Below are 13,006 nucleotides of genomic sequence, written 5' to 3'. Positions count from 1 at the left end.
CGCCACACGCGAAGGTCAGCTGTAGGCGACTCAACCGTTGCTCCTTGTCAGTCTGGCGGTGAGCCGCGGGTAGATGCGCAACGCGTTTTTGTGCGTGATCGCATCCCAGTCGGCCTGCGACCGTCCAGATGCCCGCAGGTAGGTGAGGGTGTCATCCCATTCCACGCCGGTGTCGGGGTCGGCCCCGCGCACGGCTCCGAGCATCTCCGAGGCGAAGAGCACGTTCGATGCCGGGATCAGGTCGACGAGGAGGTCGTATCCGGGCTGGTGGTACACCGCCGTGTCGAAGAACACGTTGCGCAAGAGCTCGGAGGGATCCTGCCAGCCATTGCGCATCGCCAGTCCACGGTAGCGGCCCCAGTGATAGGGGACCGCGCCGCCGCCGTGGGGGATGACGAGCCGCAATCCGGGGAACCGGGTGAACAGATCCGATGGGAGCAACTGCATGAAGACGCTCGTGTCCGCGTTGAGATAGTGCGCACCGAGCGTGTGGAAGTTCGTGTTGCACGCCGTCGAGACGTGCACCATGAGGGGCACATCGAGGGCCTCGGCGGCCTCGTAGATCGGGAACCACGACGGATCCGTCAGCGGCTTACCCGCCCACGTCCCAGAGGGGTCCGGGTTGAGGTTAGCGCCGACGAATCCGAGTTCCTCCACGGTGCGTCGCAGTTCGGCGAGTACGCCTTCGAGGTTGCCTTCGGGAGTCTGGGGGAGCTGTGCGACGGGAGCGAAATGTGCGGGGAACAGCTCGCTGATGCGGTGGACCATGTCATTCGACGCCTGCGCCCACGCATTCGCGATATCGGCATCCGGTTCGTGATGTGCCATCCCGGAGGCGCGCGGCGAGAACAGCATGACGTCGCCACCGCGCTCACGCAGGACCCGAAGCTGATTGTCTTCGACACTCTGGCGAATCTCTTCGTCCGAGACCTGGTCACTGAGAGCCGCCGCGCTCGGCGATTCTCCCCGAAGCTGTGCTGTACGGAACCGATAGAGCGGTTCCGGCTCTGTCGTGTAGTGCCCGTGTATGTCGATGATCATGATATCCGCCTTTCTTTCCACATGCTGTAGTCGACGTATCGGATTCCTGCGGCCTCGATCATGGGTCGCATGTTGTTCACATCGAGCGCGATCTCGCCCGCGAGGTACCGGGCTCGGGAGATCTCTTCCTTCTCTTCGCGGTCTTGCGCGGCAACCAGCACCCCGGCGACCCGTGCACACGGCACAATCACGACGCCGTCATCGTCGGCGAGCACCGCGTCGCCTGGATGCACGATCTGACCCGCGATCGAGATCGGCACGTTGACATCGCCGAGGTTGCCCTTCGTCGTGCCCTCGGCGGAGACGTAGCGCGACCACACTGGGAAGTCCATTGCCTGCAGGTCGGCGACGTCACGCACTCCGGCGTCGATTACCAGGCCTCGCACCTTCCGGGTCTTCAGCGAGGTGGCGAGCAGGTCGCCAAAGTAACCCATGTCGCACGGCGCCCTCGGTGTGACGACGAGTAGGTCGCCTTCCTGGCATTGCTCAACCGCCACGGCGATAGTCGTGTTGTCGCCAGGAGCGACCGTCACTGTCACAGCCGATCCGGCTACGCGCGTTCCGCTCTGGATCGGTGTGATCGCCGATGCGAGCAGTCCAGTGCGGCCCTGCGCCTCGTGCACCGTGGCGACGCTGTACTCGGCCAGTGTGTCAACGAGGTCGAGGGGCGTGCGTGGCGTTCCTGTCACGACGAGGCCGGCCATCAGGCTGCCCCGTTCGCGCTCGTCCGCCCGCCAGGCTGGCCGATCATCTCGGGCATCATCGAGATGTGGATCGCGTCTTCATCGGTCTGGCCGGCGAGTACTCGAATCGCGTGATCGACCTGGTCGATTCCGTACCGGTGTGTAGCGAGCTTTTCGAGGGGGAACCGACCCGATGCAATTTGGGCGACGGCGAGTTCGCAAGCGCGGTACGAATGGCCACGTGCAGACTTGATCGTGATCGACTTCTCGGTGATTCTCTTCAGTGGGAAGTCAGGAAAGGCGGCCAGTTCGCCTTGCACGAGCAGCGTGCCTTGGCGACGAGTAAGGACGTCGACTCCGAGTAGCAGGGGTGCCGTGCCGGCGCGCGATGTGCAGTCGAGCACGTAGTCGACCCCGCGTCCCTCGGTCAGGTCCATGACCTTTTCGCGCGGATCCTCCGTCAGGATGTCGATGACGTCATCGGCACCGAGTTCGAGCGCGAGGTCGAGCCGCTCCTTGTCACGAGTGGTGCCGGACACAATGATTCGCGAGGCGCCCGCCTGCTTCGCCGCGACAAGCTGTGAGAGCCCTTGCTGGCCGGGTCCCTGGATGAGCACGGTGTCGCTGTACCCGATGCCGGCGGTGAGCAGCGCCCATTCGATGCCGTTCGACAGCGGCATGACGAGTCCCGCCAGTTCAGGCGAGATCGTCTCGGGGATCTTGTGAAGCACCGCATTCCATGGCAGATACATGTGCTCGGAGAATCCGCCCCAGAGGCGACCGGGCATGTCGGAAGATGTGTAGCCGAACCGACGCGCGTCGGGGTTCGTACGCCAATCGGTCGCTTCGCAGTGGCGATACTCACCAATGCGACACCACTCGCAGTTGTAGCAGGCCACGTAATGCTCGACGAAGACTCGGTCGCCCTCTGTGAGCCCGTGCCGGATCCTGAACCGCTCTCCTGCCTCGACGATCACGCCGACGTTCTCGTGCCCCATGATGACGGGCCCCTGAGTCGAGGGAGCGTCGGGAGGCGAGAAGTACAGCTTGGCGTCGGTGCCGCAGATGCCAGCCACCTCGACCTTGAGCAGTGCCGAGTCGGCGTCGATGCGCGGCTTGGGGAACTCGCGCATCTCGGTCGATCCGGGTGCTGTACGCACAGCTGCGAGAACTGAATCAGTCATGGGCACGTCCTATGAGCTAAGGATTGGCGTAATGGTCAGACCAGGCTAGCATCCGACACAGACAACGTTTCTGACCCCACGGAGAATCCATGCACTTGTCACTACTCACGCGCCCACAAGGCGCGAACCGCGCACTTATCGAGGGCGAGGTGTCGCCGTCCGAGCTCCACTTCGACTTCGTCGATGAACCCGTCCTCGTGAGGGGATTTCGGAAGATGGTGCGCGGCCTCGAGTTCGATGTCGCCGAGATGGCTCTGACCACATATCTCACAGCGAAGGAGCACGGCGTCGCGTTCACCGCACTGCCGATCTTCCTCGTGCGCGATTTCCACCACCGCGCCACCCAGGTGCTGCGCAAGAACAGCGGCCGACCCGCCACAGACCTTGTCGGCAAGCGCATCGGCGTGAGCCGCGGTTACACCGTGACCACGGGCGTCTGGGGCCGCGCCGCCCTTGCCGATACCGGTCTCGATCTCGACTCGGTGACCTGGGTGTGCTCGGGCGACGAGCATGTCGCCGGGTATATGCCACCGAAGAACGTGGTGCGTGCACCCGAGGGGGCGACGCTCGAGGAGATGCTCCTCGCCGGTGAACTGGATGCCGTCGTCGGCGCCAGTATCACGCACCCCGACGTGGTCACACAGATCGCAACCCCCGACGACGCGGCAGCCGACGTGCTCCGGCAGCGCGGCGTATTCCCCATCAACCACCTCGTCGTCGTGCGGGACGAGCTGCTCGCACAGCACACCGATCTGGCATCGACGTTGTTCGCCGCTTTCACCGAGGCGAAGCGTCGCTACGTCGAGCAGCTGTGCAGTGGCCCCGGCGACAACCGCCAGGATCAGGTCCTGGCGCGGGTCATGCAGATCACGGGATCAGACCCCCTGCCGTACGGCCTCGAAGAGAATCGGGCGACGCTCGAGGAGCTCATCGACAACGCGATGAACCAGCACATCGTTCGCACCCGCCCGGCGATCGAGGACATCTTCGCCGACGGAACGCGGGAGCTTCGAGGCTGATGTCCGTTCTCGCACGCATCGCCATCACAGGAGACCACCACGGCGTGCGGCTCATCGACCGCATCGTGGGCGCCTTAAGTGCGAAGGGACACCATGTCTTAAACCTGGCCCCGCGCGGCGGCACAACGGTGGACTATCCGCCGTTGTGCGCTGCGGTCGGCCGGATGGTCGCCCGGGGTGATGCCGACCTCGGCATCATCGTGGGCGGCAGCGGCCAGGGCGAGGTGATCGCCTGCAACAAGGTGCGCGGGATCCGCGCGGGGCTCGCATACTCCGAGTTCTCAGTCGATATCTCTCGCGGCAACAACGATGCCAATGTGATGGTGATCGGCACAAAGGTCATCGACGACGAGACTGCTTTCGGGCTTCTCGATCGGTGGCTTGCGACGCCGTTCAAGGGCGGCATCCACGCCGAGCGGGTCGCACAGATTGCGCGTATCGAGACCGGCCTCGGGCGGGAATGATTGCTTGGTGCGGGTCGGCCCGGCCCGTCACGACGGACACTGATCTGCTCCAGAACCGGCAATAACTGCGGGGTGTCCCCCGGCCTGGCGCTCGGTCAGGATGATGCTGATCGGCATCCCTGCGCCGTCGACGGTCAGGTGGATTTTGGAGGTCAGTCCTCCTCGGGATCTCCCGATGCATTCCCCGGCCACAGCGATGGTCTCGACCGGATCAGAGCAGTCCCCTTTTTCCGGACCCCGGCGGCATGCTGATGGGCCCGGATGGAAGTGAAATCGGCGGAGAGTACCCATTCGACCTCGCTGGCGGCGTCGTCCTTGACCACCGCCTCGTCCAAGATCCTGGCCCAGGTGCCGACCATGGTCCAGGTCCGCAGCCGCGCGTGGCAGGTCTTCCACGGCACGTCCCGCCAGGGCGCGCCGGTGCACAGTTTCCACTTCGATCCCGTTGATCATCTGCCGGGAATCACGCCGCGGCCGCCCTTGCCACTGGTCGGTAACAGCGGCGCGACGCGCTCCCAAGCTTTGCCCGTCAGTTCTCCACGTCCAAACACATGCCCCAGGATTAGGAGGCTCAAACAACGATTTAAAGGCCACCACACCACGGCCCCAACCACTAACACGACACACGCTAGGCAATCTTGGTGAGTTTGAGAGTAGTTTCTCGAGTGCTGCGGAGGATGAGATTACCTAACCGACGGATCTTCTGGGTAGGAACAACGCAGGTAACTCCCGCAGCGGCAAGACCACTCAGTCTGTATACATCTCCAAGGCCCTGGGGACATCACCGTGCCCGCGGTAGAGGACGTAGATGCTTCACCGCTGGTGAGTGTGAACAACGTAGAGGTCGCAGTTGGCTTCGCTAGCGACGGTTCGCGCAATGCTCCCCAGAACCCTGGCGGGCCCTTGCACTCTTCTATTGCCCACCACGATGACCTCGGCGCCTAGTCTTCCAGCTTCGCTAATGAGTGCAGCTCCGGGCGCCCCTTCGATGGACTTTGAAATTACCGTCAGTCCCGGGAAATCCGTGCGCAAGCCGGCCGCTACTGTTGAAGCTGTGTGCTCAGCGTCGTTGGCGTATCGGGCGACCAGCGTGTTGTATGCGTGGGTCCTAACTGCCTGCTCATCCTTGCTATGAAGTACCTGAACGGTTTCGTTCGTCTTCACGGTAAAAGCAGACAGGACATGCAATTCAGCTCCGAAGGATATAGCAATAGAAGCCGCCTTCTCCGCGGCCCTCAGGGCGGTCTTGCTGTCATCCACACCCGTTAGGATAATTCGTGCCATAATTTCCTTTCGAAACATTCACCCAGTTTAATGGCTCATCATTATTCATTCATCATAGTGAACTTTATCCATATTAATGTGATGGTCTTCACTGTCATGCCGTTCCACGCCGATCGGGTCGCGCAGCTCTCGCGTATCGAGAGCGACATCGGCGCGTAGTGAGCGCTTCTCGCCGAGACCGCTGGTTCAGTGGCGTGAGAGGAACTCGCGCACGCGTGCCGTCGACGCGTCAGGCGTCTGCTCGACGACCGGCACATCCCAGTACTCGGCCTGCGGCAGGCACTCCTCGAGGTAGCGCGCGGCCGAGCGGGTGTGCGAGAGATCTTCTCCGGGCACTACGAGTGCAGGGACTTCTAGCAGCTGGAGATCCTCTGGCTCCGGCCCCGGAACGGTGTCGCGGTCGAACAGCAGCCGCGCAGATCCCGACACGATCGCCTGGTACCGCCCGAGGCTGGTGGCCGCATAGCGCTCGGCGAATGCCTTATCTGTGCGGAGCATCGCGGCCCAGGGCCCGACGCGGGGATCCTTGGTGAACCCCGCTGTGGTGGACCGTGCGTGCTCGACGACGGCCTGCACGCCGTGTTCGAGGGCGAACCCGAGATGCTGCGTGAAGCGCCTGTGCTGGGCTGCCCGGTAGGTCACCCCGCCCGCTGGCGAGAACAGCACCATGCTGCGTACGCGTTCCGGCTGCGCGATTGCGAGCAGCGCGGCAGACGAGCACCCGACGCACCCGCCCATCGTGTGCACCGCGTCGAGCCCGAGGTGGTCGAGCAGGCCGATCGCCTGATCGATGTACTTCGACCACGCCAGCCGCTCGAGGCGACCGCTTGATTGGCCGGACTCACGCCGGTCGAACACGACGCAGGTGTATTCCTGCGATAGGGCATCGACGAATCCAAGCTGCTTGTAACGCCCGAATGTCGTCCAATTGTCCAGGCTCGAGTCGAAGCCGCCTGGGCTGAACATTAGGATCGGCGGACCGTCGCCGACCATCTCGTAGCGGGTGCGGATGCCCCCCACTTCAACAACGGGCATAGCCCTCTCCTCTGTTTCGTCAGCTCGCGCTAGGGACCTTGATGCCGCCACGGATTTGGCGCCCCGCGCGGATGTCCTCTGCGCAGGCGGCAAGCCCGTCGTACGCGATGCGAGCCATGTTCGCGTACGTGTCGGGCTCGGCATCAAGCCATTTCTCGTTGTATCCGAGCGCCGCCGTGGCCATGCGGATCCTGCCGTCCAGCCACGGCCCTCCGCCGAAGCCGCCGAGCACGGGGATCGAGACCGCCTGGGCGACGGCCGGCCCGACGACCGGCCCGGAGTTTGTGAAGTTGAGCAGCACGGCGCCCGCCGCCTCTAGCCGCTTGGCCTCGGCAACGAGCTCATCCGTCATTTCATCCGGCACCTGGGCGGCGTGAGCGGCCGAGTAGTCGACTCCGTACTTCAGCGAGGTCTGCGGCGTGATCCCGAACTGCGCGAAGACTGGGATCCCCGCTCGTGTGAGTGCTTCGACCTCCTCGGGGAAGTCGGCCGCGCCGTCGAGCTTGACGAGGTCGACGCCAGCCTCCTTCACCAGGCGGATCGCGGCGTCCAGCGCACCGCCCGACTGAAGCGGCCCGAAGGGGAAGTCACAGCTCAGGAGCGCGTTCGTCACGCCGCGGCGTACCGCCCTCGCGACCACGAGCAGCTCGTCGAACGTGATTTCCAGCGGATTCGGCTGACCCCACAGGTTGACGCCGACTGTGTCACCGACAGAGACGATGTCGGCGCCGACGCGGTCGGCGATGCGAGCCATCTGGTAATCCCAGGCGACGAAGCAGACGGATTTCTCATCCGCATGTTTCATGGCCTGAAGCTGAGGGATCGTCTTCACGCCCTGATCGCCTTCAGCAGTTGGAAGAGGTCGTCCTCGTCCGCGGGAACCAGGAGGATGCGGGCATATGGGCGGATCGCGCTCAGCGCGTCGCCGCCGAGCGGACCCGCGTCCAGCAAAAGCAGGCCCGCCGTCATGATCGACCGCTCGCGACAGGCAGCACCCACTGTGGCGACGGCTGTTGAGACGATCGAATTCGTAGCGACCATGATGACGGAGTCGGAGTGCTCGATTTCCATCACCATCGGGCGCCCTTCGCCCTTCAGGGTGACGAGCTCCTCACCAGAGTCGGACGTCGTGTAGAACTGCGCCTGCCCCCAAGGGCCGTCGGAGACTGACCGCACAGACTTCTCCGCCGTCTCGTCGAATGCGACCACACGGGTCGACCGGGCGTACGCCAGCGGATAGTCGATGCGGTACGCGGCCTCTTCTGTCGTGGCCGCTCGCGCGCAGGCGCTGACCGAGATAGGTGTAGTCATGATCACACCGTGGTCTGACGCACGCCTTCGCGTGCCTCAAACCCGTCTCCGATGCCTTCGACGAACGGCTGGTCCGCCGGAAGGACAATCGCCACGGAACGGATCTGCTGGTGCTCGGGGACATTGCCCATCGGCTCGGTACCGTGATCACGCAGCGCCTCGACGACGCGACGCAACTTCTGACGAGCCTTGATGATTCCCGCATCGGTCGCGACGAGTCGCTCTTTCGTGCGATCAACGGTCGGGCCCATACTCTCCTGCAGGGAGGAGTCCTGGATCGCGATGCCCTCGACTCCCGAGAACAATTCACCCGTCTTCTGCTTCTCGCGATTGATCAGGTAGTCGTTGTCCTTGTTGGCCTCGGGACGATACGTGCCGGGAATGTTCTTGCTGTGTACACCCGCCCCGGCCTTCATCGCCGAGACCTCCGCTTCGGTGAGGTCGCGCGTGGGGTGGTAGTCGAAGCTCCAGGCCCAGCAGTTCTCATCGTCGATCGGCACCCAGAAGTGACCGTGCACGGGGTGGTCGCCACGCGGCGGAACCATGGTGAAGTTGGGTAGCACCCAAGGGGTAACGCGCCAGTAGTAGTGGCCCTCTTCCGCATTGCGGCGTGCGCCGATCAGCAGTCCACCCTCGTTCTCGACGACTTCGAAGGAGGGTTTCAGATCGCCTTTGTTGTACTGATTTCCCTTCGCGCCCGCGAACAGCGGGTCGGCCTCGAGGCCGGTGCCCGTCGGGCCACCACCATGCAGCCACGTCACGTGGCTGGAGTCGATCCCACCCTCGAGCGCCTGGAGCCAGTTGCTCTCCTGGAGGCGCTTGGACGTGAAGGTCTGCCCCGAAGGAACGGTCGCGAACTCCCACGTCGGAAGCGGCGGCTGCTTCTCGGGGTCCCCGAGGTAGGCCCACAGAAGGTCACCCACCTTGACCAACGGGTAGGAGCGCAGCTTGACGTTCTTGCAGAACTCAGAGTTGTTGAGCTCGCTGGGCACCTCAATCGCCTGTCCATCGGCGTTGTACTTCCAGCCGTGGTACGGGCAGCGGATGCCGCCGCTCTCGACACGGGCGAAGAACATCGACACGCCGCGGTGCGCGCAGAACTCATCCATGAGTCCGTACTCGCCCTCAGGCGTGCGGACAGCGATGAGCCGCTCCGAAAGAATCTTCACGCGCACGGGGGGGCACCCGTCCTCGGGCAGCTCATCAGTATGCAAGACCGGCTGCCAATAACGCCGGAACAACAGGCCCATGGGGGTGCCCGGACCGGTCTGCGTGAGCATGTCATTGATATCTGGGCGCAGCATCGCTATCCCTTTCCTCTCAGTGCCACGCTTCAGGGCGTGGCTCAACAACGAGCCCGTCGAGCTCGTCAGTAATGGTGATCTGGCAACCGAGACGGCTGGCCTCCGTATAGTCCGACACCCCGAGATCGAGAAGGTCGGCTTCCATCTCGCCCGGACTGCCGACTCGATCGCGGAACTCGTCCTTGACCCAAACATGGCACGTGGCGCAGGACATCTGCCCTCCGCATTCGCCGACGATGCCGGGGACGCCAGAGCGCACAGCCGCGCTCATCACGTTCTCACCGATCGTTGCATCGACCACGCTCTCGTCATCGCCGCTCCTGGCGTACACAACCTTGGGCACTCGAGGCTCCTCCCAAATAACTAATGGCCTGACCAATGTACCTCAGGCTGGGGGTCTGTCAAGAAGAATCCGTCGGCGCACCCATCCGCTTGCTTCACGATCGCGCTCTATGCTGACGGGAAACGAGCGAGGTCGAGACCTCGGCGGTAATGCGTGCGTCACCAGCAGGCGCAGTGCAGGCGCACCCAACGGATGACAAGGAAATAGCATGCCCAACAGCTTCGTAGAAGAGCGAACACTCATCGCCGGCGCATGCCGTGTGCTCGCGAACCGCGGCCTCGCTGACGGAGTCCTCGGACACATCAGTCTGCGCGTCGACGACGAGAATCTCCTCGTGCGCTGCCGAGGCCCGCGCGAACGAGGCCTCGGCTACACCGATGCCCAAGACATCCGCCTCGTCCGATTCGACGGCACCGAGGCCGCATCGGGCGAGCTGGACGGCTGGTCCGTGCCGAACGAGCTGCCGCTGCACACAGCGGTGCTCAAGGCACGCGATGACGTCGCGGCGGTCGTGCACGCCCACCCGCCGCGCATCGTCGCAGCGGACCTCGCCGGCATCGCGATCCGCCCGATCGTCGGCGCATTCGACATCCCCGGCACTCGGCTAGTGAAAGGAGGCGTACCGGTGTATCCACGCGGTGTGCTCGTGCGAAACCACTCGCTCGCGGCCGAGATGGTCGCCGTGATGGACAAACGTCCCGTCATCGTGCTCAGGGCGCATGGCATCACCAGCGCGGCGCCCACCGTCGAGCAGGCCGTACTCCAGGCGATCAGTGTCGACACGATCGCCGGCCTCTCGCTGGACATCCTCTCCGCCGGGGGCACGCTGAGCGACCTCGCCGACGAGGACATGGCCGAACTGCCCGACCTCGGAGCAGGCTTCAACACGGGCACGGCGTGGCGTCACGAGATGGCGCGAATCGATGGTGTCGTCGCCTCCGCTGATGCCCGATCATCACCGTCCTGATGCCGATGGAGAATATAACCGCACACTTCGCGGCATAGCCTCCCGCGCGGAGACTCCTCCTTCTTGGTTTTCAATGCGCCAGCCGCGGTTCGTGGCCCCGCCCGTGGCCGGCAGATCCACTATCGAACTGAGTTCTAACGTAATGAGGGCGTGGTCATCCTTCCCTGTGGCAGCGTCATTTCCCACCGCTCAATCAGTCCGCTACGGTCTCAACACAGTCGGGGACGCGGGCTCAGAAATGGACGAGAGACGGGACAGGGCGACCCCTGATGGGAACATTCACGCGGTCGATTGCGGTCCAGCGCACCACGGCCGGGGTTCCGCTGCGGCGGGAATGGGGCGGGCGTCGCTATGTGGTGGCTGCCGAGCCGGTGCGCTGATACGAACGGCGTAAATGGTGGGCTGAGAAGCACCGGGCCGACCGCGCCACCGTCACCCTCTTCGCCGTCCTCACCTGGCTCCATTGTTGTCGGTTATCTTTGGCGTATCGCCAGGTCAGTCGAGAACAAGAGCTGACGCCGACCGGGTCGCGTCTTTAGCGGCGGAAGTAGTCGCTGGTCTTCTGGTTGGGGTCTCGCCAGGAGGATTCTCTGCGGGGGATCTGGGTGACCCAACCGGCCGTGGCCCAGGCGTTGTGCACTTCTGCCCCGAAGTGCGCTTCCCAGTGGAGGAGTACGTGGGTCCGTGACCACCGGGTAACCTTGGCGTCCACGGTTCCCCGGTCGGGCAACGATGCCCGCACATAGGGTTCAGAACCGTACCTGGCGCTTGAGACTTCACCTGGTCCGGAGTGCACCGGTGGTTCATATTCCCCGGTTCCCCAGGACGGAACCTGGTCGTGCTGGCCGTAGGATCCGCTGCCTGAGCCGCCTGCTCGCTTCACCCATGCCATGCCTAGCCCCCCGCCCGGCGGAGATGTGTGTCGGTTTGCCAGTGTGGCGGTCATGCGGTGCGGTCCTCGGCACCGCGTGGACGGCGGTTCTTGAAGGCGCCGGTCCTGCGGAGGTATAGGACCATGCACCAGGTGATGAGCACCGTGGACACCAGCGCCACCACACCCAGGCCGGCCTCCCACCAGGCTGCGCGGGACACCACCGAGTTGATGATCCAGATGAGGACGATGAGCACGCTGGCCGCCGCAGGTGCCGCGGCCCAGGCCCGTGGTACCGGGAGCACCTGCCGATCGATCAGACCCATCAGGATCACGCATGCCAGCACCGCTATGGCCCAGAGGTACATTGGCTGCTCCTTTCCTTCGGTGTGCCCCGCGAGGGGCGGATGTCGATGGGTGACCCGTTCACTGGCACTTTGTCTGGTTCTCGGTGTTGGGGCGATTCTGTCAGGCCCCTTGGACGGGTAGCGGATCGATCGGGACGACCCCGCATCCGGGTACGGCCATGCGGGCTTGGTTCCCGGTTTGGACAGTGCCTGCGGTGGTCATCGTTCCATTCCCTGGCCGCTCTGGTGTCGCAGGGACTCCATGTCCGTGGAGCGCCAGCGCCGGCAATACGCTCAGATCATTCATTGGACACAGAATCCAGTAATTGCTGGCCTGACGTATCCAGGACCGTCGTGTTCTCTCAGCTTTCCGACTTCCGGGACTCCCAGGGAAGGGTCAGTGGAATCACGTTTACAGGCTTTAGGGCGGTTTAGACGAAATCGCCTAAAGCACATGGAAAGCCGCGACCGTGCGCGTCACCGCCGCCGAGGCAAAGCCGGGCCGTGCCCGGGATCCGGGAAGTCAGCCTCGTTCAGCACGCTCATCCCAGAGCGCAGCACCAGCGGAACGCTGCCGGCCGGGCCCAATTCAGGCGTTCGCATAATGCGCGAAATCTTCGCGCCAACCGCGAATCGTCGCAAATGGTCGTCGCAAACCCCTTGTCAGCGCCGGGTTTGTAGACGCCAAGCGCGGGCGTTCGCCCACCGGTCGCGCCTCTCAGCTCGCTCAGGGACCGACGTCCAGCGCTCCATCACGGGGGAGACGTCCCCACCGGCGGATTCGCAGAAACCACCAACATGCAATGGTTACTGGACAGCCTGCGTATCAAGACCCGACGTATTGACCCCAACCAAGGGCGTCAGTGGGCACGCCGAGCGGCCGGGTGTGTTGTCGCAAGGGGTACCCGTCCCGGACATAGACCCGGACGGCTGTTGCGGGACGCCACAGCGCCGGCCCGGCGAGCCAATCTGCGGTGTCAGTTTCAAAAGTCGACGACACGGATGTCAGGAGTGGCCTGCACTAATCACCTAGGTGTCGCCAGGGCTCTCCGTTAGCGGACCCTCTACCGGTGGCCCTCCGTGCTGACCTGGGTTGTTGAATGTGAATGGCGGTGCACCCGGTCGTGTGAGAACCCGCCCTTCAAGCGTTCTC

At 64.0% G+C, this 13,006-nt stretch carries 14 protein-coding genes; 3 read left to right on the top strand and 11 right to left on the bottom strand.

Annotated features, from left to right (window positions below; all coding sequences use genetic code 11):
• Nucleotides 1–30: 30 nt before the first annotated feature.
• From AB0333_RS04740 to AB0333_RS04730, 3 genes are read right to left on the bottom strand one after another with little or no spacing between them, the layout of a single operon-like run.
• The gene (locus tag AB0333_RS04740; RefSeq protein WP_366217597.1) at nt 31–1,041 is read right to left on the bottom strand and encodes an amidohydrolase family protein; all 1,011 of its coding nucleotides are present in this window, start codon (nt 1,039–1,041) and stop codon (nt 31–33) included.
• Nucleotides 1,038–1,745: a 4-carboxy-4-hydroxy-2-oxoadipate aldolase/oxaloacetate decarboxylase gene (locus AB0333_RS04735; RefSeq protein ID WP_366217596.1), complete on the bottom strand. Its 708-nt coding sequence runs from the start codon at nt 1,743–1,745 to the stop codon at nt 1,038–1,040. The genes AB0333_RS04740 and AB0333_RS04735 overlap by 4 nt, the downstream gene beginning before the upstream one ends.
• Entirely contained in the window at nt 1,745–2,908 is a 1,164-nt protein-coding gene (locus AB0333_RS04730) for an alcohol dehydrogenase catalytic domain-containing protein (protein WP_366217595.1), read from the bottom strand. The genes AB0333_RS04735 and AB0333_RS04730 overlap by 1 nt, the downstream gene beginning before the upstream one ends.
• A gap of 89 nt (nt 2,909–2,997) precedes the next feature.
• Here AB0333_RS04730 and AB0333_RS04725 point away from each other — a divergent pair, with 89 nt between their 5' ends.
• Together AB0333_RS04725 and AB0333_RS04720 are read left to right on the top strand one after the other, a co-directional pair.
• Nucleotides 2,998–3,927: a hypothetical protein gene (locus AB0333_RS04725; RefSeq protein ID WP_366217594.1), complete on the top strand. Its 930-nt coding sequence runs from the start codon at nt 2,998–3,000 to the stop codon at nt 3,925–3,927.
• Entirely contained in the window at nt 3,927–4,391 is a 465-nt protein-coding gene (locus AB0333_RS04720) for an RpiB/LacA/LacB family sugar-phosphate isomerase (RefSeq protein WP_366217593.1), read from the top strand. The genes AB0333_RS04725 and AB0333_RS04720 overlap by 1 nt, the downstream gene beginning before the upstream one ends.
• A gap of 152 nt (nt 4,392–4,543) precedes the next feature.
• On the opposite strand, the gene AB0333_RS04715 is transcribed toward AB0333_RS04720, so the two are convergent.
• The 7 genes from AB0333_RS04715 to AB0333_RS04685 form a co-directional block, all read right to left on the bottom strand.
• A complete protein-coding gene (locus tag AB0333_RS04715) occupies nt 4,544–4,750 on the bottom strand; it encodes a hypothetical protein (protein ID WP_366217592.1) in 207 nt (68 codons plus the stop codon).
• A gap of 454 nt (nt 4,751–5,204) precedes the next feature.
• Nucleotides 5,205–5,675, bottom strand: a complete 471-nt coding sequence (locus AB0333_RS04710) for a universal stress protein (protein WP_366217591.1) — start codon at nt 5,673–5,675, stop codon at nt 5,205–5,207.
• Between the two features lie 186 nt (nt 5,676–5,861).
• On the bottom strand, nt 5,862–6,710 hold the full coding sequence (locus AB0333_RS04705) for an alpha/beta hydrolase (RefSeq protein ID WP_366217590.1): 849 nt from the start codon (nt 6,708–6,710) through the stop codon (nt 5,862–5,864).
• Between the two features lie 19 nt (nt 6,711–6,729).
• Complete coding sequence (locus tag AB0333_RS04700; RefSeq protein ID WP_366217589.1) at nt 6,730–7,542, bottom strand: 3-methyl-2-oxobutanoate hydroxymethyltransferase; 813 nt, start codon at nt 7,540–7,542, stop codon at nt 6,730–6,732.
• The gene (locus AB0333_RS04695) at nt 7,539–8,021 is read right to left on the bottom strand and encodes a hypothetical protein (protein WP_366217588.1); all 483 of its coding nucleotides are present in this window, start codon (nt 8,019–8,021) and stop codon (nt 7,539–7,541) included. Before AB0333_RS04695 ends, AB0333_RS04700 begins: the two co-directional genes overlap by 4 nt.
• A gap of 2 nt (nt 8,022–8,023) precedes the next feature.
• Nucleotides 8,024–9,325, bottom strand: a complete 1,302-nt coding sequence (locus AB0333_RS04690) for an aromatic ring-hydroxylating dioxygenase subunit alpha (RefSeq protein WP_366217587.1) — start codon at nt 9,323–9,325, stop codon at nt 8,024–8,026.
• Between the two features lie 16 nt (nt 9,326–9,341).
• Nucleotides 9,342–9,668, bottom strand: coding sequence for a 2Fe-2S iron-sulfur cluster-binding protein (locus tag AB0333_RS04685; protein ID WP_366217586.1), 327 nt, complete (start codon nt 9,666–9,668; stop codon nt 9,342–9,344).
• Nucleotides 9,669–9,876: 208 nt separating this feature from the next.
• On the opposite strand from AB0333_RS04685, the gene AB0333_RS04680 reads away from it, so the two are divergent.
• Nucleotides 9,877–10,635 carry a class II aldolase/adducin family protein gene (locus AB0333_RS04680; RefSeq protein ID WP_366217585.1) on the top strand — a complete coding sequence of 253 codons (759 nt, stop codon included), beginning with the start codon at nt 9,877–9,879 and terminating at the stop codon, nt 10,633–10,635.
• Nucleotides 10,636–11,577: 942 nt separating this feature from the next.
• Here AB0333_RS04680 and AB0333_RS04675 read toward each other — a convergent pair.
• Complete coding sequence (locus AB0333_RS04675; RefSeq protein ID WP_366217584.1) at nt 11,578–11,874, bottom strand: hypothetical protein; 297 nt, start codon at nt 11,872–11,874, stop codon at nt 11,578–11,580.
• Nucleotides 11,875–13,006: the final 1,132 nt, after the last annotated feature.

Source organism: Citricoccus sp. NPDC079358 (assembly GCF_040702545.1).
GTDB lineage: Bacteria > Actinomycetota > Actinomycetes > Actinomycetales > Micrococcaceae > Citricoccus.
This window is presented reverse-complemented; position numbering and strand designations above follow the sequence as displayed.